Origin of the sequence: Modestobacter sp. VKM Ac-2982 (genome assembly GCF_026967935.1) — a bacterium.
GTDB lineage: Bacteria > Actinomycetota > Actinomycetes > Mycobacteriales > Geodermatophilaceae > Modestobacter.
Window position 1 is genome coordinate 956,553 of the sequence record NZ_JAPVBL010000001.1, and the last position, 25,854, is coordinate 982,406.

Annotated in this window: 23 protein-coding genes; 15 read left to right on the forward strand and 8 right to left on the reverse strand. The window is 73.7% G+C overall.

Features of this window, described 5'->3' with window-relative positions:
- Nucleotides 1-28: 28 nt before the first annotated feature.
- The 3 genes from O2W20_RS04835 to deoC are packed head-to-tail and all read right to left on the reverse strand — an operon-like array spanning nt 29 to nt 3,332.
- The gene (locus O2W20_RS04835; RefSeq protein ID WP_269170594.1) at nt 29-895 is read right to left on the reverse strand and encodes an aldehyde dehydrogenase family protein; all 867 of its coding nucleotides are present in this window, start codon (nt 893-895) and stop codon (nt 29-31) included.
- Complete coding sequence (locus O2W20_RS04840; protein WP_269170595.1) at nt 895-2,337, reverse strand: aldehyde dehydrogenase family protein; 1,443 nt, start codon at nt 2,335-2,337, stop codon at nt 895-897. Before O2W20_RS04840 ends, O2W20_RS04835 begins: the two co-directional genes overlap by 1 nt.
- Nucleotides 2,337-3,332 (reverse strand): deoxyribose-phosphate aldolase, encoded by a 996-nt coding sequence (deoC, locus tag O2W20_RS04845; RefSeq protein WP_269170596.1) that lies wholly within the window; start codon nt 3,330-3,332, stop codon nt 2,337-2,339. Before deoC ends, O2W20_RS04840 begins: the two co-directional genes overlap by 1 nt.
- Before the next feature lie 195 nt (nt 3,333-3,527).
- Between deoC and O2W20_RS04850 the strand changes: the two genes are divergently transcribed.
- Nucleotides 3,528-4,730, forward strand: coding sequence for an HNH endonuclease signature motif containing protein (locus tag O2W20_RS04850; RefSeq protein ID WP_269170597.1), 1,203 nt, complete (start codon nt 3,528-3,530; stop codon nt 4,728-4,730).
- Between the two features lie 137 nt (nt 4,731-4,867).
- Nucleotides 4,868-5,728: an alpha/beta fold hydrolase gene (locus tag O2W20_RS04855; RefSeq protein ID WP_269170598.1), complete on the forward strand. Its 861-nt coding sequence runs from the start codon at nt 4,868-4,870 to the stop codon at nt 5,726-5,728.
- A gap of 156 nt (nt 5,729-5,884) precedes the next feature.
- On the opposite strand, the gene O2W20_RS04860 is transcribed toward O2W20_RS04855, so the two are convergent.
- Complete coding sequence (locus tag O2W20_RS04860; protein WP_269170599.1) at nt 5,885-6,295, reverse strand: hypothetical protein; 411 nt, start codon at nt 6,293-6,295, stop codon at nt 5,885-5,887.
- A gap of 127 nt (nt 6,296-6,422) precedes the next feature.
- Between O2W20_RS04860 and O2W20_RS04865 the strand changes: the two genes are divergently transcribed.
- Genes O2W20_RS04865 through O2W20_RS04885 form a run of 5 tightly spaced genes read left to right on the forward strand, consistent with a single transcriptional unit; the run spans nt 6,423 to nt 9,502 of the window.
- A complete protein-coding gene (locus O2W20_RS04865; protein WP_269170600.1) occupies nt 6,423-7,067 on the forward strand; it encodes a maleylpyruvate isomerase family mycothiol-dependent enzyme in 645 nt (214 codons plus the stop codon).
- Between the two features lie 31 nt (nt 7,068-7,098).
- The gene (upp, locus tag O2W20_RS04870) at nt 7,099-7,722 is read left to right on the forward strand and encodes a uracil phosphoribosyltransferase (RefSeq protein WP_269170601.1); all 624 of its coding nucleotides are present in this window, start codon (nt 7,099-7,101) and stop codon (nt 7,720-7,722) included.
- A gap of 4 nt (nt 7,723-7,726) precedes the next feature.
- Nucleotides 7,727-8,614: a Gfo/Idh/MocA family protein gene (locus O2W20_RS04875; RefSeq protein WP_269170602.1), complete on the forward strand. Its 888-nt coding sequence runs from the start codon at nt 7,727-7,729 to the stop codon at nt 8,612-8,614.
- Entirely contained in the window at nt 8,611-9,039 is a 429-nt protein-coding gene (locus O2W20_RS04880; protein WP_269170604.1) for a DUF805 domain-containing protein, read from the forward strand. The genes O2W20_RS04875 and O2W20_RS04880 overlap by 4 nt, the downstream gene beginning before the upstream one ends.
- A gap of 28 nt (nt 9,040-9,067) precedes the next feature.
- Complete coding sequence (locus tag O2W20_RS04885; protein WP_269170605.1) at nt 9,068-9,502, forward strand: DUF805 domain-containing protein; 435 nt, start codon at nt 9,068-9,070, stop codon at nt 9,500-9,502.
- 10 nt (nt 9,503-9,512) lie between these two features.
- On the opposite strand, the gene O2W20_RS04890 is transcribed toward O2W20_RS04885, so the two are convergent.
- From O2W20_RS04890 to O2W20_RS04900, 3 genes are read right to left on the reverse strand one after another with little or no spacing between them, the layout of a single operon-like run.
- On the reverse strand, nt 9,513-11,141 hold the full coding sequence (locus tag O2W20_RS04890; RefSeq protein WP_269170606.1) for a phospho-sugar mutase: 1,629 nt from the start codon (nt 11,139-11,141) through the stop codon (nt 9,513-9,515).
- The gene (locus tag O2W20_RS04895; RefSeq protein ID WP_269170607.1) at nt 11,138-11,992 is read right to left on the reverse strand and encodes an NAD-dependent epimerase/dehydratase family protein; all 855 of its coding nucleotides are present in this window, start codon (nt 11,990-11,992) and stop codon (nt 11,138-11,140) included. The genes O2W20_RS04890 and O2W20_RS04895 overlap by 4 nt, the downstream gene beginning before the upstream one ends.
- On the reverse strand, nt 11,989-12,807 hold the full coding sequence (locus tag O2W20_RS04900) for a purine-nucleoside phosphorylase (protein ID WP_269170608.1): 819 nt from the start codon (nt 12,805-12,807) through the stop codon (nt 11,989-11,991). The genes O2W20_RS04895 and O2W20_RS04900 overlap by 4 nt, the downstream gene beginning before the upstream one ends.
- 74 nt (nt 12,808-12,881) lie before the next feature.
- Between O2W20_RS04900 and O2W20_RS04905 the strand changes: the two genes are divergently transcribed.
- The 8 genes from O2W20_RS04905 to O2W20_RS04940 all read left to right on the forward strand — a co-directional run bounded on the left by O2W20_RS04905 (nt 12,882) and on the right by O2W20_RS04940 (nt 23,121).
- Nucleotides 12,882-14,030, forward strand: coding sequence for a glutamate--cysteine ligase (locus O2W20_RS04905; RefSeq protein WP_269170609.1), 1,149 nt, complete (start codon nt 12,882-12,884; stop codon nt 14,028-14,030).
- Nucleotides 14,027-15,271 carry an amidohydrolase gene (locus O2W20_RS04910; RefSeq protein ID WP_269170610.1) on the forward strand — a complete coding sequence of 415 codons (1,245 nt, stop codon included), beginning with the start codon at nt 14,027-14,029 and terminating at the stop codon, nt 15,269-15,271. The genes O2W20_RS04905 and O2W20_RS04910 overlap by 4 nt, the downstream gene beginning before the upstream one ends.
- Nucleotides 15,272-15,321: 50 nt before the next feature.
- The gene (locus O2W20_RS04915) at nt 15,322-17,250 is read left to right on the forward strand and encodes a methylmalonyl-CoA mutase family protein (protein WP_269170611.1); all 1,929 of its coding nucleotides are present in this window, start codon (nt 15,322-15,324) and stop codon (nt 17,248-17,250) included.
- Complete coding sequence (scpA, locus tag O2W20_RS04920; protein ID WP_269170612.1) at nt 17,247-19,457, forward strand: methylmalonyl-CoA mutase; 2,211 nt, start codon at nt 17,247-17,249, stop codon at nt 19,455-19,457. Before O2W20_RS04915 ends, scpA begins: the two co-directional genes overlap by 4 nt.
- Nucleotides 19,454-20,476: a methylmalonyl Co-A mutase-associated GTPase MeaB gene (gene meaB, locus O2W20_RS04925; protein ID WP_269170613.1), complete on the forward strand. Its 1,023-nt coding sequence runs from the start codon at nt 19,454-19,456 to the stop codon at nt 20,474-20,476. The genes scpA and meaB overlap by 4 nt, the downstream gene beginning before the upstream one ends.
- A 119-nt stretch (nt 20,477-20,595) precedes the next feature.
- Nucleotides 20,596-22,002 carry an NAD(P)H-quinone dehydrogenase gene (locus tag O2W20_RS04930; RefSeq protein WP_269170614.1) on the forward strand — a complete coding sequence of 469 codons (1,407 nt, stop codon included), beginning with the start codon at nt 20,596-20,598 and terminating at the stop codon, nt 22,000-22,002.
- A gap of 208 nt (nt 22,003-22,210) precedes the next feature.
- Entirely contained in the window at nt 22,211-22,384 is a 174-nt protein-coding gene (locus O2W20_RS04935; RefSeq protein ID WP_269170615.1) for a hypothetical protein, read from the forward strand.
- Between the two features lie 374 nt (nt 22,385-22,758).
- On the forward strand, nt 22,759-23,121 hold the full coding sequence (locus O2W20_RS04940; protein WP_269170616.1) for a hypothetical protein: 363 nt from the start codon (nt 22,759-22,761) through the stop codon (nt 23,119-23,121).
- Nucleotides 23,122-23,845: 724 nt separating this feature from the next.
- On the opposite strand, the gene O2W20_RS04945 is transcribed toward O2W20_RS04940, so the two are convergent.
- A complete protein-coding gene (locus O2W20_RS04945) occupies nt 23,846-25,540 on the reverse strand; it encodes a S8 family serine peptidase (protein WP_269170617.1) in 1,695 nt (564 codons plus the stop codon).
- Nucleotides 25,541-25,854: the final 314 nt, after the last annotated feature.

A 25,854-nucleotide genomic window follows, 5' to 3' on the forward strand; every position in this document is an offset into this window, starting at 1 on the left:
CGGTATGGCTGTCTGCTGCCCGGTCCCGCTACACGCCGATCGGGTGCCAGACGGACTTGGTCTCCAGGAACGGCCGGAGCCGGGAGAGACCGGGGTCGGCGGTCCAGTCCGGCTCGTCGGTCGCGGCCCGCAGCACCCGCTTGATCGTCCCGGCGGCGGAGCGCTCCAGCTCCATCGCCAGCGGCGCCGGTGCGCCGGCCAGGTCGATCGCGTCGACGTCGGCGTGCTCGGCCAGCCAGGGGCCGATCTCCGCGGCGTCCCCGGTGAGCAGGTTGACCACGCCGCCCGGGACGTCGGAGGTGGCCAGCACCTCGCCGAGGGTGATCGCCGGCAGCGGGCGCTCCTTCGAGCTGACCACCACGGCGGTGTTGCCGGCGGCCAGCACCGGGGCCAGCACGCTGACCAGGCCGAGCAGGCTCGACCGCTGCGGGGCGAGGACGGCGACGACGCCGGTGGGCTCGGGGACGGAGAAGCCGAAGTACGGGCCGGCGACCGGGTTGGTGCTGCCCAGCACGGCGGCGAGCTTGTCGGTCCACCCGGCGTACCAGACCCAGCGGTCGATCGCGGCGTCGACGGCGGCGCGCGCCTTGGCGGTCGAGAGCCCCTCGCCGGCGGCGACCTCCTCGGTGAACTGGGCGGCGCGCCCCTCCATCACCTCGGCGACCCGGTACAGCACCTGGCCGCGGTTGTAGGCGGTGGCGCCCGACCACTTCCCGAACGCGGCGCGGGCGGCGACCACGGCGTCCCGGCCGTCCTTGCGGGAGGCCCAGGCGGCGTTGGCCAGGAAGTGGCCTCGGGTGTCGTGCACCTCGTAGGTGCGGCCGGACTCCGACCGGGGGAACGCCCCGCCCAGGTAGAGCTTGTAGGTCTTGCGCACGGTGAGCCGGTCGGACATCAGGAGTCGCTCCTCAGGTAGGCGGCGAGGCCCTGCCGGCCGCCCTCGCGGCCGTAGCCGGACTGCTTGTAGCCGCCGAACGGCGAGGTGGGGTCGAACTCGTTGAAGGTGTTGGCCCACACCACGCCGGCGCGCAGCTGGTCGGTGACCTTCAGGATCCGGGAGCCCTTCTCCGACCAGATGCCGGCCGAGAGCCCGTAGGTGGTGTTGTTCGCCTTCGCGACCGCCTCGTCGGGGGTGCGGAAGGTCATCACCGAGAGCACCGGGCCGAACACCTCGTCGCGGGCGATCCGGTGGGCGGGGGAGACGTCGGTGAAGACGGTCGGCTTGAACCAGAAGCCGCGGTCGGGCAGGTCGCCGTCGGGCTGCCAGCAGGTCGCGCCCTCGGTCTCCCCGAAGGCGGTCAGCTCCCGGATGCGGGCCAACTGCTCGGCCGAGTTGATCGCCCCCAGGTCGGTGTTCTTGTCCATCGGGTCACCGACCCGCAGCGTGCCGATCCGGCGCTGCAGGGAGGCGACGACCTCGTCGTGCACCGACTCCTGCACCAGCAGGCGGGAGCCGGCGCAGCAGACGTGGCCCTGGTTGAAGAAGATGCCGCGGACGATGCCCTCGACGGCCTGGTCGATCGGGGCGTCGTCGAAGACGATGTTCGCCGCCTTGCCGCCCAGCTCCAGGGTGAGCCGCTTCTCGGTGCCGGCGACCGCGCGGGCGATGGAGCGGCCGACCTCGGTCGAGCCGGTGAACGCGACCTTGTCGACGTCCGGGTGGCTGATCACCGCGCGGCCGGTCTCCCCGGCGCCGGTCACGATGTTCACCACGCCCGGCGGCAGGTCGGCCTGCTGGCAGATCTCGGCGAACAGCAGTGCGGTCAGCGGGGTGGTCTCGGCCGGCTTGAGGACGACGGTGTTGCCGGTGGCCAGTGCCGGGGCGACCTTCCACGCCAGCATCAGCAGCGGGAAGTTCCACGGGATGACCTGGCCGGCGACACCCAGCGGACACGGGGCCGGGCCGAGGCCCGCGTGCTCGAGCTTGTCGGCCCAGCCTGCGTGGTAGAAGAAGTGCGCCGCGGCCAGCGGGACGTCGACGTCCCGGCTCTCCCGGATCGGCTTGCCGTTGTCCAGGGTCTCCAGGACGGCGAACTCCCGGGCCCGCTCCTGCAGCAGCCGGGCGATGCGGAACAGGTACTTGCCGCGGTCGGCCGGGCGCATCGGGCCCCAGGTCTTGACGAACGCCCGGCGGGCGGCCCGGACGGCGCGGTCGACGTCCTCCTCGCTGCCGGTCGCGACCTCACTGAGCACCTCCTCGGTGGCCGGGTTGACCGTCTTCAGCGGCGTGCCGGTGCCGTCGACGAACTCGCCGTCGACGAACAGCCCGTAGCTGGGCCGGATGTCGACGATCGACCGGGACTCGGGTGCGGGCGCGTACTCGAACAGGCTGGTCATCAGTCCACGCTCACGTGGTCGGGGCCGGAGTAGTGGCCGGTGCGGAGCTTCTGGCGCTGCAGGAGCAGGTCGTTGAGCAGGCTGGAGGCGCCGAAGCGGAACCAGTCGGGGGACAGCCAGTCCGCGCCGACGGTCTCGTTGATCAGCACGAGGTGCTTGACGGCGTCCTTCGTCGTCCGGATGCCGCCGGCGGGCTTGACCCCGACCTGGCGGCCGGTGGCGGCGCGGAAGTCGCGGACGGCCTCCAGCATCACCAGGCAGACCGGCAGGGTGGCGGCGGGGGAGACCTTGCCGGTGGAGGTCTTGATGAAGTCGCCGCCGGCCAGCATCGCCAGCCAGGAGGCGCGGCGGACGGCGTCGAGGGTGACCAGCTCGCCGGTCTCCAGGATCACCTTGAGGTGCGCCGACCCGCAGGCCTCCTTGACCGCGACGATCTCCTCGAAGACGTCGAGGTAGCGGCCGGTCAGGAAGGCGCCGCGGTCGATGACCATGTCGATCTCGTCGGCGCCGTTCGCGACGGCGTCCCGGACGTCGGCGAGCTTGACCTCCCGGCTGGCCCGGCCGCTGGGGAAGGCGGTGGCGACGGCGGCGACGTTGATGCCGGTGCCGGCCAGCGCCTCCTTGGCGACGCCGGCCAGGTCGCCGTAGACGCAGACCGCGGCGACGGCCGGGCAGCTCGGGTCGGTCGGGTCGGGACGGCGGGCCTTGGCGGCCAGTGCGCGGACCTTGCCCGGGGTGTCCGAGCCCTCCAGCGTGGTCAGGTCGACCATGGAGATCGCCGTGTCGAGCGCCCACGCCTTGGCGGTCGTCTTGATCGACCGGGTGCCGAGCACCTTGGCCCGGGCCTCGGCCCCGACCTGGTCGACGCCGGGCAGGCCGTGCAGGAACGCGCGGAAGGCGTCGTTCGAGCGGGTGACGTCGGCGAACGGGTCGGGCAGGGTGCCCGTTCCGCCGCTGGTGTCGGCCAGCGCGTTCGGGTCCAGCACGTGGGTCATGCGCGCATTCTCCACTGCGGCTCCGACGGATCGGACACGGTGCGGCGCCCATCGCCCTTCTTGCGGCGCTGCTGGGTGGTCTGTCAAGGGGCTTGTCGCATCTGTGGACGGGCGTCTGACCTGGGCATTCGGCTTGCTCAGTGTCCTCCCCGGCGATAAGGTTCGTACGCACGTTCGAACGTTGCGGGAGGTGTCGTGAGCGAGTTGATGTCGGCTCTGGACGCCCTCGCGTCGGACGATCTGCACTCGCTCACCGACGGACAGGTGCTGGATCGGACGGCGTTGCTGGTGCAGCTCGGCAATCGTGTGGCGGCGGAGTTGACCCGCACGGTCCGCCGTGCGGACGTCATGCAGGCGGCGGAGCACGACGGGTTGAAGAGCATGCGGTCGTGGCTGACCGGGCACACCCGACTGTCGGCGAGCGACGCGTCGCGGATCCTGCGGTCGGGGCGGGCGTTGCAGCGCTTCCCGGCGCTGTCGGCCGGCTTCGCCGACGGGCAGATCACCGCAGGGCAGGTGAACGTGGTGGCCGAGAAGGTGGGGGAGTCCGAGGTCGCCCGGGCGGCCGAGCAGGGCATCGACCTGGCTGCGTTCGATCAGGTGTGGGCGCTGGTGGCGGCCGAGTCGCCGCACCAGTCGCTGGTGGCCGCGGTGCAGGCATTCGAGGACGCACTCGATCCCGACGGGCCGCAGCCGGATCCGACGGAGGGGCGGCGGCTGACGATCGCCAAGCACGCCGACGGCAGCGTCACCGGCCGGTTCGACCTGGACGCGGTGGGTGGGGAGAAGGTGCAGGCGGCGATCGAGTCGATCGTGCAGGCCGACCGCCCGAAGGGTGATGCGCGGACCCGGGCTCAGCAGAACGCCGACGCCCTCGTCCAGCTCTGCGACAACCAGCTCGCGTCGGGCAGCCTGCCGATCCTGCGCACGGTGAAGCCGCACGTGGTGGTGGGCATCGACCTCGACGACCTGGTCGACCCGGCCACTGGTGCCGGGGCGGCGGGGATGGGCTTCGGGGCGACGATCTCCGCCGCGCGCGCCCGGTGGATGGCCTGCGACGCGAGCATCTCCCGCATCGTGATGGGCCCCGACGGCGTGCTCCTCGACCTCGGGCGGGACCACCGGGCGGTCACCCCCGGGCTCCGCAAGGCCGTCGAGCGGCGGGACAAGGGCTGCGTGTTCGCCGGCTGCGGGGCCCCGTCCTGGTGGTGCGACGTCCACCACCTCATCCATTGGCTGCACGGCGGTGAGACGTCGCTGCAGAACTCGGCGCTTCTCTGCGAACGCCACCACACCAAGGTCCACCACGGGTTCCGGGTCCAGCGAGATCCCGGCGGACGATGGCGCACCTACCGCCCCGACGACACCGAGATCCTCATCGGTCCACCGCTGACCTGACGGCCTGGTCGGGCGTTCCACGACTCCTGGGCAGTCGACGACGCGTGCGCTCAGCCTGCTGCGGTGCGAGTCCGGCTCGGTCGGCAAATCCGTCGCGGTGGGTCTCCGCGCCGTGGTCGGATGCCCGGGTGGAGAGGATGGTCGAGGTCGCGCCGGACGTCCGGCTCTGGGTCGAGGAGACGGGCCGCGCGGACGGGTCGCCGCTGCTGCTGATCATGGGCGCCAATGCCTCGGGCCTCACGTGGCCGACCGGCCTCGTGCGCGCTCTCGGTGAGCGGCACCGCGTCATCCGCTACGACCACCGCGACACGGGACGGTCGACCTGGGCCTTCGACGTCCAGCCGTACGCGCTGCGAGACCTCGCGGACGATGCGGTCGCCGTCCTGGACGCGCTCGGCATCGCACGTTCCCACGTGGTCGGGATGTCGATGGGCGGCACGCTCGTCCAACTGCTGCTCCTCGACCACCCGGACCGTCTGCTCTCGGCCACCCTCTTCGCAACGGCGGCGTTGGAGGGCGCAGGCTCGGACGGCGCCCCTCCCGCAGCCTTCACCGACACCGATCCTCGGCTGCTGGAGCTGTGGCAGCACCTCGCGGACCCACGTGACCGGGACGCCGAGGTCGCCTGGCGGGTGGAGCACTGGCGGCTGCTGAACGGCACAGGCGTTCCCTTCGACGCGGAGGAGTTCCGCCTCATGGAGGAACGGGTCATCGACCACGCCGGGCGGCACGACAACACGGCGGCGCACGCGCGAGCCGACCAGGCTGGGCTGGCCCGCGGCGCGGAACTCGCCCGGGTGACGGTCCCGACGTTGGTCATCGAGGCGCCGAACGACCCGATCAACCCGCCGCCAGCGGCCCATCGCGCCGCGGAGGCCGTCTCCGGCGCCACCGTCGCGACCGTGCCGGGGATGGGGCACGCACTGCCATCCGCGGTGGTGGGGCCCCTGGCCGCCGCCGTGCTGGTCCACACCGGAGGCGTCGACGCCCAGCACTGAACGCGTCGGCCGACTCCACCTCCCGACGCGTCCACACCGAGCCGTGCATCCCTTCTCGGGCGGTTGGGCAGCCCGACAGGACGGTGCGTTCGCCGACTGTGGTGCCCGGCTGTCTGTCCCGGCCTGCGGTGGTAGCCGGTGGGGAGATGGCCCCGGTCAGCAGCCGTTGACAGGTGGGATGACGCCGAGGAGGTAGCGGTCGTCCTCGGGGACCACCTGCCACGCCAGACAGCTGTCGCTGCCTGCCGGCGCGCGCACCACGATGACGTCGCCTGGGCCGGAGTCCCGGACCACGGCCTCCAGATCGCCTCCCGTGGCGGGGAGCCCGGCGAGGAGCTCCTCGGCGTAGTCAGCTGGGGAGTCGTCCACCAGGAGAGCCTGCAACGCCTCGGCGTCTCGCTGGGTGAGGGACGACGCTGCCTGGGTGGCCAGTGCGTCCACCGTCGGTGCACCGGGCTCGGGCACGGTGGCGATCTCGATCACGATGAAGGCGACCCAGGCGGTCAAGGCGATCAGGCCGAGTGTCGCCAGTGCGCGGCCGGTGGGAGTGCGTGGTCCGCGAGCCATGCCGTCAGCCTGCCCGCTCGGCGGGACCGAGTCGGACTGGAGGAGTGTGACGTCCGGGTGCGATGAGTTCCTGGTGGCACGGGAGTCCTCGAACCGACCGACGTCCACCGTCCCGTGTGAGGAACCCGTGCCCGAGCCCCGCGTCGCCATGCTCCCCGAGGTCGCTGCTCAGCGGCGGGTGCTCGCCGACCTGCTCGACACCCTTCAGGACCACGAGTGGACGACGGCCTCGCTCTGCGTCGGCTGGACGGTGCACGACGTGCTGGCCCACGTGACCCTCTCCACCCGGCAGTCCACCGCCGGCATGGTGCTGCGCATTCTGCGGGCCCGCGGCGACTTCGACCGGGCCGAGGCCCGCGCCGCCCGGGAACGCGCCGCTGCACACCCGCCGACCGTGCTCACCGCGCACTTGCGCGAGACCGCCGCGCTCGACCGCCGGGTCGGGATGTCCAGCCGCTGGGACCCGCTGGTCGACGTCCTCGTGCACAGCCAGGACATCGCCCGCCCACTCGGCCGCCGGCTGCCGACACCACCCGACCTCGCCGTCCCGGCGCTGGAGCACGTCTGGTCCAACGTCTTCTACGGCCGCCCGGCGCGGCGGATGAGCGGGCTCCGCTTCGTGGCCACCGACACCGCCTGGGTGGGAGGCGACGGACGCGAGGTGTGCGGCACCGCCGGGGACCTCCTGCTGCTGGCCACCGGGCGACCGGTCTCGGCGTGCGGGGTCACCGGGCCGGGGGTCGGGGAGGCCGCCGCCCGGCTCCGCTCCTGACCTGCAGCCGCAGGCCGATACGGTGTGCGCCGTGCAGCTGACCGTCGTCGACCACCCGATCGCCCGCGCCCGACTGTCGCGAATGCGCGACGAGCGCACCGACAACGCCGCCTTCCGGGCCGCGTTGCGGGAGCTCACCCAGATCCTGGTCTACGAGGCCAGCCGCGACCTCGCGGTCGCCGAGGAGCCGATCACCACCCCGGTGACTGACACCACCGGCTACCGGCTGGCCGCCCCGCCGCTGATCGTGCCGGTGCTGCGCGCGGGCCTCGGCATGGCCGACACCGCGCACGGGATGCTGCCGGAGTCGCAGATGGGCTTCGTCGGACTGGCCCGCAACGAGGTGACCTTCCAGCCTGAGGCCTACATGGCCTCGCTGCCCGAGTCGCTCGTCGGCCGGCAGGTCTTCGTCCTCGACCCCATGCTCGCCACCGGCGGCTCGCTGGTGCACTGCTGCTCGCTGCTCACCGACCGCGGCTGCACCGACATCACCGTGCTCTGCGCCCTCGCCGCCCCGGAGGGGCTGAAGCGGCTGGAGGAGAGCGGCCTGCCGCTGCGCGTCTTCACCGCCAGCATCGACGAGCGGCTCAACGAGGACGCCTACATCGTCCCCGGCCTCGGGGATGCGGGCGACCGCCAGTTCGGCGCGGTCTAGGGCCATGCGGTTCGGGGTGCTCGGCACCGGCTTCTGGGCGACCGAGGTGCACGCCACCTCCTTGGCCGGGCACCCGGACGCCGAGCTGGTCGGCGTCTGGGGGCGGGACCTGGCCAAGGCGAAGGCCGCGGGGGCGCAGTTCGACGTCCCGGGCACCGACGACGTCGACGCCCTGCTCGCCGACGTCGACGCGGTCAGCTTCGCGCTGCCCCCGGACGTGCAGGCGCCCCTCGCCGAACGGGCGGCCGCCGCGGGCAAGCACCTGCTGCTGGAGAAGCCGGTGGCGCTGTCGGTCGCCGCGGCCGACCGGGTGGTCGACGCGGTGGAGGCGGCCGGCGTCGCCTCGGTGGTCTTCTTCACCAACCGCTTCCGGACGGCGACCTCCACCTGGCTCGAGCAGGCATCGCGGATCACCCTGGCCGGCGGGGCGGTCACCTGGCTGGGGCGGCTGGCCGGTTCGCCGTTCGAGACCCCGTGGCGGCTGGAGCACGGTGCGCTGTGGGACGTCGGACCGCACGCGCTCTCCCTGCTCGTCCCGGCGCTCGGACCGGTGAGCGCGGTACAGGCCGGCGCCGGGCTGGGCGACACCGTGCACCTGGTGCTCACCCACCCCGAGGGCCGCGCGAGCACGGTGACCGTCTCGGCGACCGTGGGAGAGCTGGCCACCGGCATCGACATCTGGGTGCACGGGGACGCCGGCCGGCTGGTGCTCCTGCCGGAGTCCGGCACGGCGGTCGAGGCCCATGCGGTCGCCGTCGACGAGCTGCAGGCGGCTGCGCTGACCGGCGGCGCGCACCCGTGCGACGTCAGGTTCGGGCGGGACGTCGTCCGGGTGCTGGAGGCCGCGCAGCGGTCGTTGCACACCGGCTGCCGGGAGACCGTCGGGGGATGAGCGGGAACGACGGCCGCGGCGGCCTGCTCGGCTGGTACGTGCCCACCGGGCGGATCCGGCGCAGCGACTGGTGGCTGCGGTACGTGCTGCTCATCGGCCTGTTCGGGCTGATGGCCTCGGTGGTGGACGCGCAGTGGTTCCCGGACAGCCACCCGCGGTTCGAGGACCGGCCGGGCAGCGTCGACGTGGCCGACGTCCTCTGGTTCTTCCCCGAGGAGGGCGGCCCGGTGACCGCGCTCGTCGCCCTGGTGCTCGCCGTGCCGAACGTCGCGGCCACCGTCACCCGGCTGCACGACCGCGACCACTCCGCCTGGTGGCTGCTGTGGAGCCTGCTCCCGGGCATCGGCTGGTTGGTCCTGTTGATCACCTGCGGGTTCCTCGGGACCCAGCCGCACCCGAACCGGTACGGGCCACCTCCTCGCTGACGCGCACGGCGCGAGGCAGACTGGGTGCGTGGACTTCTGGCAGTGGTACGTGCGCCGTGGCCGCATCGACCGGCGCACCTGGTGGTTGCAGTACGCCTTGCCGATCGGGGCGCTCAGCGTGCTGGCCCTGATGGCCGACGTGGCCCTGGGCAACAGCTCGCTGGAGAGCATCGCCATGGGCGAGACGGGCTACGGGCCGATCGTGACCACGATCGGGCTGCTGGCGATGCCGGCGTCGATCTCCAGCGGCGCGACCCGGCTGCACGACCGCGGCATGTCCGCGTGGTGGCTGCTGATCGGCCTGGTGCCGCTGTTCGGGCAGCTGGCGCTGCTGGTGATCACCGGCTTCCTGCCCGGCGACGGCGGCCCCAACCGGTACGGCCCGCCGCCGTCCGCGGCCCCGCTGGCGGCCCCGCAGCCCGAGCCGGCCCCCGAGCCGGAGCGGCCGCCCTACTGGGGCTGACGCCGGGCGGTCACAGCCCGAGCGCGGCGGCCATCTCCGCACGGAGCCGGTCCAGCTCGTCCGCGCCCCGGCTGCGGGCGGCCGGCAGCCCGTCGCCCTCGGGCACCGGGACGACGGTCTCCAGGTAGGCCTTGAGCTTCGGCTCGGTCCCGCTGGGGCGCACGATCACCCGCACGCCCTCGCCGGTCAGCCGGACCGCGTCCAGCGGCGGGGTGGCCTGGGCCAGGTCGACCACCTCGACCGGCCGCCCCAGCAGCTGGGCCGGCGGCTGGGCGCGCAGCCGGGCCATCGCGCCGGTGATGAGCGTGAGGTCCTCGACCCGCACCGAGTACTGGCCGGTGGCGTACAGGCCGTGCTCGACCGCCAGCTCGTCGAGCCGGTCGGTCAGCGTGCGTCCCTCGACCGCCAGCTCGGCGGCGAGCAGGGCGACCGCCAGGGCCGCGGAGACGCCGTCCTTGTCGTGCGCCACCGACGGGGACACCGCGTACCCCAGCGCCTCCTCGTAGCCGAAGACCAGGGGCGCTGCTGCCGACCCCGCCCGGATGATCCACTTGAAGCCGGTCGGGGTCTGCTCGAACGGCACGCCGTGCGCGCGGGCGAGCGTGCCCAGCAGCGAACCGCTCACCAGCGAGTTCGCGTAGGTGCCGCGCACCCCGCGGCGGAGCAGCCAGTCGCCCAGCAGCACGCCCACCTCGTCGCCGGTCAGCTGGCGCCCGCCCGCCACCACCGAGCAGCGGTCGGCGTCCGGGTCCTCGGCGATCGCGACGTCGGCGCCGGTGCGGTCGGCCAGCGCGGTCAGCAGGTCGACCGCACCCGGCTCCTCCGGGTTGGGGAAGGCGACGGTCGGGAACGCCGGGTCGGGCCGGTCCTGCTCCGCGACGCAGTGCAGCGCGGCGAAGCCGGCGGCCTCGAACACCTGCTGGGTGGTCGCCGAGCCGACGCCGTGCATGGCGGTGTAGGCGACCACGAGACGCCGGCGGGCCGCGGCGTCCACCCGGTCGGGCTCCAGGGCGCGCACCACCGCGGCGACGTAGTCGGCCTCGACGTCGTCGCCGAGGGTGGTCCACTCGTCCCCGAGCGGGATGTCGCGGGCCGGTCCGGTGGCCGCGATGGCGGCCTCGATCTCCCGGTCGGCCGGCGGCACGAGCTGCGCACCGTCGGCGAGGTAGACCTTGTAGCCGTTGTCCTGCGGCGGGTTGTGGCTGGCGGTGACCATCACCCCGGCGACCGCGCCCAGGTGCCGGACGGCGTAGGACAGCACCGGCGTGGGCAGCGGCCGGGGCAGCACGGAGACGGCGAACCCGGCGCCGGAGAGCACGGCGGCGGAGACGCGCGCGAACTCGTCGGAGCGGTGCCGGGCGTCGTAGCCGATCACCACGCCGCGACCGCCCTGGCCCATGTCGCTGAGGTACCGGGCCAGCCCGGCGGCCGCGCGACTGACCACGGCGGCGTTCATCCCGGCCGGGCCGGCGCGCAGCGGGCCGCGCAGCCCGGCGGTGCCGAAGGTCAGCGGGCCGGTGAACCGGCGGGCCAGCTCGGCCTCGTCCCCCGCGGCGACGAGCGCCTCCACCTCGGCGCGGTCACCGGCGTGCGGGTCGGCGGCCGCCCAGGCGCGGGCGGTGGTCAGCAGGTCGGTCATCGTGGGCCTCCACTCGGCTGGACCGGGCCCTGCGCGGCCTCGACCACGTCGACGTCCACGCCGGGCAGCGTGTACTCCCCGCCGACCCGGGCGTGCACCGGGTCGGCCGGGTCCGCCTCGCCCTGGGCGGCGATCAGCTCGGCGGCGTACGCCTCGGCGTCGTCGGCCGGCTCGTAGCCCAGCGCACGGGCGGCGGTGAGGTCCCACCAGCCGCGGGTGTTCGCCGAGACGCCCCAGACCACCCGGAAGCCGGGCGAGGGGGTGCGCAGCGCCGCGTCGACCAGCCGAACGGTGTCGCCGGGGGAGAGCCAGGTGGCCAGCTGGCGGACCGTCGTCGGCCGGGGGAAGGCGCTGCCGATCCGCAGGCAGACGACGTCCAGGCCGTACCGGTCGGCGTACAGCGAGCCGAGCGCCTCCATCGTCACCTTGGCCACGCCGTAGTAGGTGTCCGGACGCGGCGGCGCGTCGGCCTCGGTGAGCAGGCCGGAGGCCGGCCGGGAGGTGAAGCCGCTCGCGTGGTTGCTGCTGGCCAGCACCACCCGGGGGACGCCGGCCTTCCGGGCGGCCTCCAGCGTGGTGCGGGTGGTCTCGATGTGCGAGCGCACGATGGCCGGCCAGGTGGCCTCGCCGAGGATCCCGGCCAGGTGCACCACCGCGGCCGCGCCCTGCGCCGCCCCGGTCATCGCGGGCAGGTCGGCGGCGTCGGCCACCAGGTGCTCCTCGCCCGGGCGCGGGTCCTGGATCGGCGCCACGTCCAGGCTGCGCACCGCCCAGCCGCGCTCCGGCAGCCCCCCGCGCAGCGCCGTCCCGAGCCCGCCGGCCGCCCCGGTGACCAGCACCGGGCCGCTCATGGCATGCGCCCGATCAGCTCGACCAGGAAGGCGCCCAGCCGGCCGGCCGCGGCCTTGCCGGCCTCCAGCACCTCGAGGTGGTCCAGCGCCTCGCCGGTGATGCCGGCGGCGGCGTTGGTGACCATCGACAGGCCGAACACCTCCATCCCGGCCGCCCGGGCGGCGATCGCCTCCAGTGCGGTGGACATGCCGACCAGGTCCGCGCCGAGCGTGGTGAGCATCCGGATCTCGGCCGGGGTCTCGAAGTGCGGGCCGGGCAGCGCCGCGTAGACGCCCTCGGTCAGCGACGGGTCGATCTCCTTGGCCAGGGTCCGCAGCCGGGCGGAGTACAGGTCGGTGAGGTCGACGAAGGTCGCGCCCACCAGCGGCGAGCGGGCGGTCATGTTCAGGTGGTCGCTGATCAGCACGGCCTGCCCGACCCGGTGGTCCGGGCGCAGTCCGCCGGCGGCGTTGGTGAGGACGACGGTGCGCACCCCGGCCGCGGCAGCGGTGCGGATGCCGTGAACCACCGGCTCGACCCCGCGGCCCTCGTACAGGTGCGTGCGGCCCAGGAAGAGCAGCACCTTGTGCGCACCGACCTGGACCGAGCGGATCTCCCCGCCGTGCCCGGTGACGGTCGGGGCGGCGAACCCGGACAGGTCGCCGATGGCGACGCTGGCCAGCGTCTCGCCGAAGGCGTCGGCAGCCGGGGCCCACCCCGAGCCCATCACCACCGCGACGTCGTGGCCGCCGCCCAGGGCGGCGGTGAGCTGCTCGGCCGCCGAGGCGGCGAGGGCGACGGGGTCGGCAGGGTGCGCGGAGGTCGGCTGGCTCACCCCGTGAGCATAGGAACGACGGCCGGGCGGTCCATCGCCCGGCGGGTGTCCGTCGCCGTCTCTAGACTCGCGGGGTGCAGATCCCCTTCCACTCGTCCGAGCGCGCCAGCCTGGGAGTGGAGTGGGAGCTGCAGCTCATCGACCCGCAGACCCGCGAGCTGACCTCCGGCGCGATCGAGATCCTCGCCGAGCTCACCCCCGACGGCCTGGACGAGCACCCCAAGGCCAAGCACGAGCTGCTGCAGTCGACGATCGAGATCATCACCGGCATCTGCACCACCGTCGCCGAGGCGAAGGCCGACCTGGCGGGCACCCTGGCCGAGGTGGTCGGCGCCGCCGAGCGGCGCGGCCTGGGCGTGATGTGCGCCGGCAGCCACCCCTTCACCCGGTGGGACAGCCAGGAGATCTCGCCGAAGGAGCGCTACGCGGAGCTCGTCGAGCGGATGCAGTGGCCGGCCCGGCGCCTGCAGATCTTCGGTGTGCACGTGCACGTCGGCGTCCGCTCGCCCGACAAGATCATGCCGATCGTGAACGCGCTCACCCAGTACGTGCCGCACTTCCTGGCGCTGTCGGCGTCCTCGCCCTACTGGTCCGGCTGCGACACCGGGCTGGCGTCGGCCCGCACCAAGGTCTTCGAGGCGATGCCGACCGCCGGGCTGCCCTACCAGTTGGCCGACTGGTCGGAGTTCGAGGAGTACATGGGCACGCTGATCGACGCCGGCGCCATCGAGAGCGTCCGCGAGGTGTGGTGGGACATCCGCCCGCACCCGGACTTCGGCACGGTCGAGCTGCGGATCTGCGACGGCCTGCCCACCCTCGACGAGATCGGCGCGGTCGCCGCGCTCGCCCAGTGCCTGGTCGAGCAGTTCGACACCCAACTCGACCGCGGCTACACCCTGCCCTCACCGGCGGACTGGATCGTGCGGGAGAACAAGTGGCGGGCGGTGCGCTACGGGCTGGACGCCGAGATCGTCGTCGACGAGCAGGGCACCGTTCGCCCGGTGCGCGAGGCGATCTCCGACCTGGTCGAGGAGCTGCTGCCGACCGCCCGCAAGCTCGGCTGCGAGGCCGAGCTGGTCGACGCCCGGCGGGTCCTGGACGCCGGTGCGTCCTACCAGCGCCAGCGCGCCGTGGCCGCCGCACACGACGGTGCGCTGGCCCCGGTGGTCGACAGCCTGCTCGCCGAGCTCCGTGACGGGCTGCCGGCGACGGGAGCGGCGTGAGCGGCGGGGAGGCGACCAGCGCGGCAGAGGTCCTCGGCCGGGCCGTCGACGCCTGGTCGGAGGCGCACCAGCCCGAGCTGGTCGCCGTCCGCCGGCACCTGCACGCCCACCCTGAGCTCGGGTTCGCCGAGCACGAGACGACCGCCTTCCTGGAGCAGCGGCTCACCGCGGCGGGCCTGGCGCCCCGCCGGCTGAAGTCCGGCACCGGGCTGGTCTGCGACGTCGGGGGCGACCCGGACGCCGGGCCGGTCGTCGTGCTGCGCGCCGACATCGACGCGCTGCCGCTGGCCGACCTCAAGGACGTCCCGTACGCCTCCACCCGCGAGGGGCTATGCCACGCCTGCGGCCACGACGTGCACACCACGGTGCTGCTCGGGGTCGCGCTGGCGCTGGCCTCGCTGGACGACCTGCCGGGCACCGTGCGGTGCGTCTTCCAGCCCGCCGAGGAGCAGGTGCCCGGCGGTGGGCTGGAGGTCGTCGACGAGGGCGTGCTGGCCGGTGCGACCCGGGCGTTCGCGCTGCACTGCGACCCGTCGCTGACGGCCGGTTCGGTCGGGCTGCGCACCGGGGCGATCACCGCGGCCTGCGACCGGGTGGAGGTGACGCTCACCGGGCCCGGCGGGCACACCGCCCGCCCGCAGCTGACCGTCGACCTGGTGCACGCGATGGGCCAGGTGGTCACCGAGGTCCCCGGGCTGCTGTCCCGGCTGGTCGACCCGCGCGCCGGCGTCTCCCTGGTGTGGGGCGCGATCAGCGCCGGCGTCGCGGCCAACACCATCCCGGAGACCGGGCAGCTGCGCGGCACGCTCCGGGTGCTCGACCGCGCGGTGTGGAGCGAGGCCGAGGACCTGGTGCGCCGGCTGGTCACCGAGGTCGCCACGGCGTCGGGGGCCCGGGTGGCGATCGACTACGTGCGCGGGGTGCCGCCGGTGGTCAACGACCCGCGCAGCGTGGCCCTGCTCCGCTCCGCGGCGTTGGAGACGGTGGGCAGCGACGGCGTGGCGCTGTCCCCGCAGAGCATGGGCGGGGAGGACTTCGGCTGGTTCGCCGAGGTGCTGCCGATCGCCCTCGCCCGGCTGGGCACGCACGGCAGCGGCGAGACGTTGGACCTGCACCGCGGCACCTTCGACGTCGACGAGCGGGCGATCGGGGTCGGGGTGCGGTTGCTGGCCCGCACGGCGCTGCACGCGCTGGCGGCCGACGCCGTACCCGCTGGTACGCCCGTCGGTCCGGCCCTGTAGACCTCTTCCGACGCACTTCCCTCAGGCACCTGAGAGGCGGGGACCCGACGATGAGCTTCACCGACCAGCAGGGCGCACGGCCGCCGGCCGAGCCGGCCGCGCCCGACCTGCTGACTCTCGCCGGGGAGTTCCCCGCCGCCAGCCGGGACCAGTGGCGTGAACTCGTCGCGGGGGTGCTGCGCAAATCCGGCCGGGACGAGCTGCCCGACCCGGTGGAGGAGGCGCTGGTCCGCACCGTCGCCACCGGGGTGACCGTTGCCCCGCTCTACACCGCCGAGGACGCCGGGGACCTGCCCGCGCTGGCCGGCGTGCCCGGGCTGCCGCCGTTCGTTCGTGGTTCGCGGGTCGGTGCCGCGGGGGTGACCGCGGCCGGTGGTGCGGACTCCGACGTCCCCGGGGGCTGGGACGTGCGGCAGCGGCACGCCGACCCCGACGTGGCGCGCACCCGGGAGGCGATCGCCGCAGACCTGGAGAACGGCGTCTCCTCGCTGTGGCTGGTGGTCGGCGACGGCGCGGTGCCGGCCGGCGCGCTGGGCGAGGTGCTCGCCGACGTCCTGCTGGACCTGGCGCCGGTGACGCTGCAGGGCGGGCCGGCCGCCGCGGACGCGTTCCTGGCGCTGGTCGAGGGGCGCTCCGACCTGGCGCCGGGCGGCTGCCTGGGGCTGGACCCGCTGAGCGTGCAGGTGGCGACGGGGGAGCCGCAGGACCTCACCGGCCTGGCCGACCTCGCCCGCCGCGCCCCGGCGGGCTGGCGCACCGTCGTCGCCGACGGGACGGTGTTCGCCGACGCCGGTGGCTCGGTGGTGGAGGAGCTCGGCTGCGCGGTCGCCGCCGGGGTGGCCTACCTGCGGGCGCTCACCGAGGGCGGGCTGGCCGTCTCCGACGCCTTCGGCCAGCTGGAGTTCCGGCTGTCGGCCGGCGCCGACCAGTTCACGACGATCGCCGCGCTGCGCGCCGCACGGCGGCTGTGGGACCGGGTGGGCGAGGCGAGCGGCGTCCCCCCGGAGGGCCGGGCGATGCGCCAGCACGCGGTCACCTCGAACGTGATGGTCACCCGGCACGACCCGTGGGTGAACATGCTGCGGACCACGGTGGCCTGCTTCGCCGCCGGTGTCGGGGGAGCCGACGTGGTCACGGTGCAGCCCTTCGACGCGGCACTCGGGCTGCCCGACGCCTTCGCCCGGCGGATCGCCCGCAACACCCAGAGCCTGCTGGTCGAGGAGGGGCACCTCGCGCGGGTGCTCGACCCGGCCGGTGGCTCCTGGTACGTCGAGTCGCTGACCGAGTCCCTCGCCCAGGCCGCCTGGGCGTGGTTCACCGAGATCGAGCGGGCCGGCGGGCTGGCGGCGGCGCTGACGTCCGGACTGGTCGCCGACCGGATCGGCGCCGCGTGGGCCGAGCGGCAGGAGCGGATCGCGCACCGCACCGATGCGATCACCGGTGTCACCGAGTTCCCGAACCCGACCGAGGTGCTGCCCGTCCGTCGTCCGGCCGCGGAGGCGCTGCCGCCGGCCCCGGGTGGGCTGCCGCGGGTGCGGGCCGCGCAGGCGTTCGAGCAGCTGCGCGACCGGGTCGAGTCCGTCGATCCCCGACCGCGGGTGCACCTGGCCACGATCGGGCTGGTCGCCCGGCACACCGCCCGGGCCACCTTCGCGGCCAACCTCTTCGGGGCCGGGGGGCTGGCGGCGCCGACCGGGGACGGGGTGGACGGCCTCGCCGGGACGACGGTGGCCTGCATCTGCGGCAGCGACCGGGACTACGCCGACTCCGCTGCCCCGCTCGCCGCCGAGCTGCGGGCCGCCGGTGCCACCCAGGTCTGGCTGGCCGGGCCGCCGTCCCTGGCGGTGGACGGCGTCGACGGGTACCTGTACGCCGGGTGCGACGCCCTGGACGTCCTGGGGAAGGTCGTGGCTCAGTTGCTCCCGAGGGGCCAAAGTCGCGACTTTGGCCCTACAGACGGCCAGGAGGTGTCGGCATGAGCGCGATCCCCGACTTCGGTGGCATGGAGCTGGGCCGCCCGCAGCCGACGGCCACACCGGACGACTGGGCGAAGGCCTACGCCGACGCCACCGGCCGGGACGTCGGCGAGGCGACCTGGCAGACGCCGGAGGGGATCGCCGTCCCGCCGCTGTTCACCGCCGCCGACCTGGCCGACGTCGACTTCCTGGACACCCTCCCGGGCATCGCGCCCTACCTGCGCGGGCCCTATCCGACGATGTACACGACCCAGCCGTGGACGGTGCGGCAGTACGCCGGGTTCTCCACCGCCTCGGAGTCCAACGCCTTCTACCGGCGCAACCTGGCCGCCGGGCAGAAGGGGCTCTCGGTCGCCTTCGACCTGCCCACCCACCGGGGCTACGACTCCGACCACCCGCGGGTGCCCGGCGACGTCGGGATGGCCGGGGTGGCGATCGACTCGATCCTGGACATGCGGCAGCTCTTCGACGGCATCCCGCTGGACAAGATGAGCGTGTCGATGACGATGAACGGCGCCGTCCTGCCGGTGCTGGCGCTCTACGTGGTCGCCGCCGAGGAGCAGGGGGTGAAGCCGGACCAGCTCACGGGGACGATCCAGAACGACATCCTCAAGGAGTTCATGGTCCGCAACACCTACATCTACCCGCCGAAGCCCTCGATGCAGATCATCAGCGACATCTTCCGGTTCACCTCCACGCAGATGCCGCGGTACAACTCGATCTCCATCTCCGGCTACCACATCCAGGAGGCCGGGGCGACGGCCGACCTGGAGCTGGCCTACACCCTCGCCGACGGGGTGGAGTACCTGCAGGCGGGCAAGGCGGCGGGCCTGGACGTCGACGTCTTCGCCCCCCGGCTGAGCTTCTTCTGGGGCATCGGCATGAACTTCTTCATGGAGGTCGCCAAGCTGCGGGCCGGCCGGCTGCTGTGGGCGAAGCTGGTGAAGGAGGCGGGGGCGACCAAGGACAAGTCGATGTCGCTGCGCACCCACTGCCAGACGTCGGGCTGGTCGCTGACCGCGCAGGACGTCTACAACAACGTCGTCCGCACCTGCCTGGAGGCGATGGCGGCCACCCAGGGGCACACCCAGTCGCTCCACACCAACGCCCTGGACGAGGCGCTCGCGCTCCCCACCGACTTCTCCGCCCGGATCGCCCGCAACACCCAGTTGCTGCTGCAGCAGGAGTCCGGGACGACGCGGGTCATCGACCCGTGGGGCGGGTCGGCGTACGTGGAGAAGCTGACCTACGACCTGGCCCGCCGGGCGTGGGCGCACATCCAGGAGGTCGCCGAGCACGGGGGCATGGCGCAGGCGATCGACGACGGCATCCCGAAGCTGCGGATCGAGGAGGCTGCGGCCCGCACCCAGGCGCGGATCGACTCCGGCCGCCAGCCGGTGATCGGGGTGAACAAGTACCGGGTCGACGCCGACGAGGCGGTCGACGTCCTCCGGGTCGACAACGCCGACGTGCTCGCCCAGCAGAAGGCGAAGCTGGCCGAGCTGCGCGCCTCCCGGGACGGCGCCGCGGTGACCGAGGCGCTGGGCCGGCTGACCGACGCCGCCCGCGCCGCCGCAGAGGGACGGCGCGGGGACGAGCTTTCGTCGAACCTGCTCGCGCTGGCCGTCGACGCCGCGCGGGCGAAGGCGACGGTGGGGGAGATCTCCGACGCGCTGGAGGTCGTCCACGGCCGGCACTCCGGTCAGGTGCGCACCATCTCCGGTGTGTACCGCGACGAGGCAGGGGGAGCGGGCCCGGTGGACGAGACCCGTGCGCTGGCGGCGGCGTTCGCGGACGCAGAGGGTCGTCGTCCGCGGATCCTGGTGGCCAAGATGGGCCAGGACGGGCACGACCGTGGGCAGAAGGTGATCGCCACCGCCTTCGCCGACCTCGGGTTCGACGTCGACGTCGGCCCGCTGTTCCAGACGCCGGAGGAGGTCGCCCGGCAGGCGGTGGAGGCCGATGTGCACGTGGTCGGCGTCTCCTCCCTCGCCGCCGGCCACCTCACCCTGGTGCCGGCGCTGCGCGACGCGCTCGCCGAGCTCGGGGCCGAGGACGTGCTGGTCGTGGTGGGCGGGGTCATCCCGCCCGACGACGTCCCGACGCTGAAGGAGATGGGCGCGGCCGCGGTCTTCCCGCCCGGCACGGTGATCGCCGAGGCCGCGCAGGACCTGCTCCGCACCCTGTCCACCCGGCTCGGCCACGCGTGACGGGGGGCCAAAGTCGCGACTTTGGCCCCCCGGTCGGCCGGACCGTCGACGTCCCCGGGCTGACCGAGGGGGTGCTCGCCGGGGAACGGCGGGCGGTGGCGCGGGCGATCACGCTGGTCGAGTCGCGGCGGGCCGACCACCGGGAGGCGGCCCAGGAGCTGCTGGTGGAGCTGCTGCCGCACGCCGGGAACGCCCGGCGGGTGGGGATCAGCGGCGTCCCCGGGGTCGGGAAGTCGACGTTCATCGACTCCCTCGGCGTCGACCTGACCGCGGCGGGGTCGAAGGTCGCGGTGCTCGCGGTCGACCCGTCGTCGGCCCGCTCCGGTGGCTCGATCTTGGGCGACAAGACCCGGATGGCCCGGTTGGCCGTGGACCCGAACGCGTTCATCCGGCCGGCGCCCACCGCCGGCACGCTGGGCGGGGTGGCCCAGGCGACCCGGGAGTCGATGGTCGTCGTCGAGGCGGCCGGGTACGACGTCGTCCTGGTTGAGACCGTCGGCGTCGGGCAGTCGGAGGTGACCGTCGCAGAGATGGTCGACTCCTTCCTGTTCCTCACCCTGGCCCGCACCGGTGACCAGCTGCAGGGGATCAAGCGCGGGATCCTGGAGATCGCCGACGTGATCGCGGTCAACAAGGCCGACGGCCCGGGCGAGGTCGACGCCCGCCGCGCCGCCCGGGAGCTGGCGGGGGCGATCCGGATGCTGCGCGGGCACACCGAGTGGGACGTCCCGGTGCTCACCTGCGCCGGGCTCAGCGGGGCCGGACTCGCCGAGGTGTGGGCGAAGGTCGTCGAGCACCAGGACCGGATGCGGGCCTCCGGTCAGCTCGACGAGCGGCGCCGGGGACAGCAGGTGCGCTGGACCTGGCAGCTGGTCCGCGACGGGCTGGAGCACCAGCTGCGCGAGCACCCCGCGGTGCGGTCGGCGACGCCGGAGCTGGAGGCGGCCGTGCTGGCGGGGGAGCTGACCCCCGCACTGGCCGCCCGCCGGCTGTTGGACGCCTTCGCATCGTCCCTCTGACTCCTCGGTGGGCCCCGGCCGCTCCTCGGGGTGCCCGCCCGCGTGGGTGGGCGACGGCGGGCCTGGCAACAGGGACAATGGCCGGTGCACACATCGGTTCAGCACTGGGAGCAACGACCATGACCCGCATCGTCATCATCGGCGGCGGCCCGGCCGGGTACGAGGCCGCGCTCGTCGCCGCCCAGCTCGGTGCGGACGTCACCGTCGTCGAGCGCGACGGCATCGGCGGCGCCAGCGTGCTGACCGACTGCGTGCCGTCGAAGACCTTCATCGCCTCCGCCGGTGCGATGACCTGGGTCCGCGACTCCGTCGCCCTGGGGGTCACCGGCACCGAGCTGGGGCGGGCTGCGCTGGACCTGGCGACGGTGAACAGCCGGATCAAGGGGCTTGCCGTCGCGCAGTCCTCGGACATCCACCACCGCCTGGAGTCCGAGGGGGTCCGGATCATCCGTGCCTCGGCCCGGCTGGCCGACGAGAAGCTCGGGCTGACCGTGCACCGGGTCGAGGTCGTGGACGCCGACGGGCAGGTCGCCGAGACGCTGGAGGGCGACGTCGTCCTCATCGCCACCGGTGCCGACCCGCGGGTGCTGCCCGGTGCCGAGCCGGACGGCGAGCGGATCCTGTCCTGGCGCGACGTCTACGAGCTCCAGGAGATGCCCGAGCACCTGATCGTGATCGGCTCCGGCGTCACCGGTGCGGAGTTCGCCTCCGGCTACCTCGAGGCCGGAGTGCCGGTCACCCTGGTCTCCTCCCGCGACCAGGTGCTGCCCGGTGAGGACGCCGACGCCGCGGCCGTCGTGGAGGAGGTCTTCCAGTCCCGGGGCGGCCGGATCGCCGAGCGCAGCCGCGCGGAGAGAGTCGTGCGCACCGAGAAGGGCGTGCGGGTCGAGCTGACCGACGGCCGCGTCGTCGAGGGGTCGCACGCACTGATGACCGTGGGCACCGTGCCCAACAGCGGTGGGATGAACCTGGAGGCGTGCGGCATCGAGCTCACGCCCGCCGGGCACGTCGTCGTCGACCGGGTCTCCCGCACCACCGTCGCCGGCGTCTACGCGGCCGGCGACGTCACCGGGGTCTTCCAGCTCGCCTCCGTCGCGGCCATGCAGGGCCGGATCGCCATGTGGCACGCCCTCGGCGAGGCCGTGGCGCCGATCCGGCTGAAGACCGTCTCGGCCAACGTCTTCACGCACCCGGAGATCGCCACCGTCGGGGTGCAGGAGAAGTCGCTCACCGAGGACGGGGACGTCGAGGTCATCCGGCTGCCGCTGGTCACCAACGCACGGGCGAAGATGGGCGACCTGCACAGCGGGTTCGTGAAGCTCTACGCCCGCCGCTCGACCGACGTCGTCATCGGCGGCGTGGTCGTCGCGCCCGGGGCGTCGGAGCTGATCCTGCCGATCGCGCTGGCCGTGACCAAGGGGCTGACCGCCGGCGACCTGGCGCAGACCTTCGCGATCTACCCGTCGCTGTCCGGCTCGATCACCGAGGCCGGGCGCCGGTTGATGGGCATCGAGGACCTGGACTGAACCGCGTGAGTGAGCGGTAGGAGCGGGCGCGTCCGGTGTGATCGGAGTACCGAAGGGTTCGGCTCAACATCGTCCCGGCGGTGCCGAGGGTCGCTTCGGCCCGCCGATTCAGAAGTCGATGTCACCTGACCGTGTTCTCCGTATCCTCCGTGGGCCCCGCGCCTCCGGCCCTCTGCTGCGCGCCGTCGCGCTGGCTGGAGCCCTCGGCGTGTCGTTGCTGGGTGCCGTCGTGGCCTCCTCCGTCGCCGTCACCGCCGCGGACACGGGCACCTCAGTTGTCGCTGCGGACCCGGGCAGCACCGTGGTCGGTGAGCTCGTCCACGTCATGGCGGAGGACGAGAGCCCGGTACGGCTCGTCCGGACGGCGCCGCGGACCGGCTGAGCTGGGTGCAGACCGATGCGGGTCCCGTGCGCCTCCCCACCGAGCAGGTCGCCACCGTGCCCGCGGGGTCCACGGTGGCGCTGACCGTCGGCGGACCGGTCGCGGACCAGGCCGGCGAGCACGGCCACGGCACGGCTCGCACGGTCTTCGACGGTGAGGTCCTCGCGTCCCCCGGGCGTCACCGAGCCGGCGTTGTCCCCACGCGCCGGCCTGACCAACAAGGTGACCGCGATGCTGGTGGCGCTGGCGGGGACCGCGCCGGACGGCACGCGGCTGCGGGACGTGGTCGCCGCCGTCGATGGCCCCGTGGCCGACTTCTGGCCGAGCAGACGGGCGGCGCGATCACCGTCGGCGTCACCGACGAGCGGGACTGGGTGGCCACCTCCGCCGGGTGCGCGACACCCGAGGCCATGTGGGACGAGGAGGCCGCGACGGTCGGCTTCGTCGCCGGCCCCGGGAAGCACCTGCTGCCGCGGTTGAGCGGGGAGACCGCGGCCCAGTCGGGGTGCTTCTACGCGCTGGCGCAGGTGGGCGCCGCGCCCGCGTCCGACGGTCGGCTGTACGTGCGCGACACCGCGGTCTCGTTGATCGCTCACGATCTCGGGCACGACTTCAGGCTCAGCCACTCGTCGGCCGAGCAGTGCGACGGCGCGGTGGAGGCCGGTACCTGCCGGCTGGCCGCCTACGGTGACTACTACGACGTCATGGGGCCTCCGGGGGATGGCTCGGCGCGCTGAACGCGGTCCAGGCTGCGGCGCTGGGCGTGCTGGCCGACGGTGCCGCCCGGACGCTCGCCAGGGTGACGGCGGCACGACCGTCACCCTGGCATCGCTGGCGGGAATCTGAGGACTTCGTGCCGTGCGGCTCATCAACGCCGAAGGCGTGGAGTACGGGCTCGGATTTCGCTCCGCTACCGGGCAGGAGGCCTGGCTGGGCACCTCCGAAAACGTGTACGGGGTCGATGTCGGGATCCTGCTGCACGGTGCCGGCCGGCTCCCCGACACCTCCCTGCTGCTCGACGGCACACCGGAGTCCGTCGGCCCGGTGGGACGCCGGCCTGTCGTCCGCACTCCCGGTGGGCGTCTGCGGCACGGTGGACGTGGACGGAAGCCTCTCCCCGGCGTCGACTTTGGCGTCGACGGCTCCGGTCGTCCTCGCTGTGCCCCGGCCAGCGGTCGTCCTGGCGCGGAGCGCCGCCGGCGACGACTCCACCGATGGCGGCCTCGTGCCGACCTCCGTTCGCAGGCCCTGCCGCTGCCCGCCTCCTGGCCGGCTTCTTCTGCGCGATGGCACGTCGGCGTGCCGCCAGGGTCCGTAGCCGGTACTGAGTCTGAGGCCACGCGTCGGGACGTAGGAGTCGATCAGTAGGACGGGCGCGCGCAACCACCGCGAGACGGGCGTGGAGGACGGAGCCGTCAGCGTGGGGATGATGAACCCGGCTCCGGTGGAGGTCGGTAGCCGTCAGACGCCCTGCCGGTACTCGGCACTGGAGACGATGCCGGCGATGATCTCCTCGTCGCGGGCGCCTCTCTGGATGGCGCTGACCCAGTTGACCGCTCCGGTGCTGTCGATGTTGCGGCGGAGCAGGTTCACGTAGTACCCGTCGACGACGGACCGCAGGTACTCGGTCGAGTAGACGAAGCCCCGGGCGACGTCCTGCCGGCTCGCGCCCCCGTGGAGCCGGCCCTGCCAGGAGTCGACCTCGCTGGTCGCGGCTGCGCGGCCGAGGACGGACTGGTACAGGTTCGCGATCCATGTCCGGTCATCGGAACCGGCCTGCAGGTAGGACTCCTGCGACGCGATGAATCCGGCTTGCATCTGCTCGATGTGCAGCCCACCGCCCATAGCGGTCAGCCAGTTCGCCAGGCCCTCGCTGTCCGGGCCACGTCCAAGATACCTCTGGTAGGAGGCGGCAATGAGCCGGCTGCGGAACTCCTGGCTGTAGGTGATGCCGTTGGCCACCTCACCGTAGGCGACGCCCCGCGAGAGGGACGTGACCCAGGAGTTCAAGCCGATCGGGTCGGGCGCGCGCTGGAACAGGTCCTGGTAGACCTTGGTCACGTATCTCTCGATGGCTGCCGTGTTTAGTAGCCGGTACGCATCGACGAGGCCGTACCCGGTGTTGTTGTCGAAGCCGGAGGCCTCCAGGTCGATCGCGGTGGAGAGGAGGGCCGTTCGCACCTGCGCCGGGGTGCTCCCCGGACGCGCGTGCAGGTAACGGGCGACGACGCCGGACACGTACGGCGCAGCCATGGAGGTTCCGCTCAGATACCCGTAACCGCCACCGGTCTGAGTGGAGGCGGAGGAGACCCCAGGTGCGGAGATCAGGTTGGTGGGCCCGCTGTAGCTGAACGGTGCGGAGACGCGGGTGGTCCCCGTCGCGGCCACCGCGATGGCGCCCGGCGACGCGGCCGGGTAGTTCACCGCATTCCCGGTCTGCCGGTTGTTGCCGGCTGCCGCCACGACGACGATCCCCTGGTCGACCGCGTACTGCACCGCGGTGTCCAACGCGGAGCTGTAGGGCCCGCCGAGGCTCAGGTTGATGACGTCGGCGCCCTTGTTGACCGCTTCCGTGATGCCCTGCGCCGCGGCTCCGGACGTTCCGCTGCCGTCGGCGCTGAGGACGCGGATGGGGATGACGGAGGCGCTGCTGATGCCCTCGATACCCAGCCCGTTGGCGGCGGTGGCAGCGATCTGCCCGGCGACGTGGGTGCCGTGCCCGTGCGGATCCACGCAGCCGTCGCCCGCCGGGTCGACCGTCGAAGCGTCGGAGGCGAAATCCGCGCCGAGGGCGCAAAGGACACGTCCGGAGAGGTCCTCGTGCGTGGCGTCCACGCCGGTGTCCAGCACGGCGACCGTCAGCCCCGAACCATCCGGCGTGCCGGCGGGGAGACGGCCGATGCCGAGGTCGTCCAGCCCCCACTGGTAGGAGCGGAGCGGGTCCACCGTCCCGGTGAGCGCGACGGGTGTGTCCACGGAGACGTCCACAGCACCGGGCAGCGAGCGCAGCTCGGCCGTGACGGCGGCGATCTCGGAGGGGGCAGCCTGGCGCGTGACCACCTCGGCCACGCCATCGGTGACGACGATCGCCGAGACGCTGTCCAGCGTCCCCTGCGGCTGATGGGTGGTCTCCGCACCCGGCGCGACCTGGGGCACGTCGGCGGGATCCGTAGCGCCGGACCCGTCGGGGAACTGAGGGATCTCCGCTCGTGCGGGGACGCCGCCGACGACCGACCCCAGCAATGCCACGGCCAGCACGGCGGGCAGGGCCGAACTCAGGCGGAGACGGCAGGCGAGGACGGACGGCACGGGCGGCACTCCTCGGGACGGCGATATGCCTGTCCCATCGGATCGCAGCCGCGCGGACTTGAATCGAGTCATCCGGACGGGGGACATACGCAGTCCGTCGACCCGGCATCGGGGTCCGGGAGCGTCCAGCCGAGCTCGGTTGTCCGAGTGCCCCCGGGGCG

Bases quoted from the DNA above. Each gene is read 5' to 3' on its own strand.
- O2W20_RS04835 (WP_269170594.1), bottom strand. From the start codon at position 895: ATGTCCGACCGGCTCACCGTGCGCAAGACCTACAAGCTCTACCTGGGC.
- O2W20_RS04840 (WP_269170595.1), bottom strand. From the start codon at position 2,337: ATGACCAGCCTGTTCGAGTACGCGCCCGCACCCGAGTCCCGGTCGATC.
- deoC (WP_269170596.1), bottom strand. From the start codon at position 3,332: ATGACCCACGTGCTGGACCCGAACGCGCTGGCCGACACCAGCGGCGGA.
- O2W20_RS04855 (WP_269170598.1), top strand. From the start codon at position 4,868: ATGGTCGAGGTCGCGCCGGACGTCCGGCTCTGGGTCGAGGAGACGGGC.
- O2W20_RS04860 (WP_269170599.1), bottom strand. From the start codon at position 6,295: ATGGCTCGCGGACCACGCACTCCCACCGGCCGCGCACTGGCGACACTC.
- O2W20_RS04875 (WP_269170602.1), top strand. From the start codon at position 7,727: ATGCGGTTCGGGGTGCTCGGCACCGGCTTCTGGGCGACCGAGGTGCAC.
- O2W20_RS04880 (WP_269170604.1), top strand. From the start codon at position 8,611: ATGAGCGGGAACGACGGCCGCGGCGGCCTGCTCGGCTGGTACGTGCCC.
- O2W20_RS04890 (WP_269170606.1), bottom strand. From the start codon at position 11,141: ATGACCGACCTGCTGACCACCGCCCGCGCCTGGGCGGCCGCCGACCCG.
- O2W20_RS04895 (WP_269170607.1), bottom strand. From the start codon at position 11,992: ATGAGCGGCCCGGTGCTGGTCACCGGGGCGGCCGGCGGGCTCGGGACG.
- O2W20_RS04915 (WP_269170611.1), top strand. From the start codon at position 15,322: ATGAGCTTCACCGACCAGCAGGGCGCACGGCCGCCGGCCGAGCCGGCC.
- scpA (WP_269170612.1), top strand. From the start codon at position 17,247: ATGAGCGCGATCCCCGACTTCGGTGGCATGGAGCTGGGCCGCCCGCAG.
- O2W20_RS04930 (WP_269170614.1), top strand. From the start codon at position 20,596: ATGACCCGCATCGTCATCATCGGCGGCGGCCCGGCCGGGTACGAGGCC.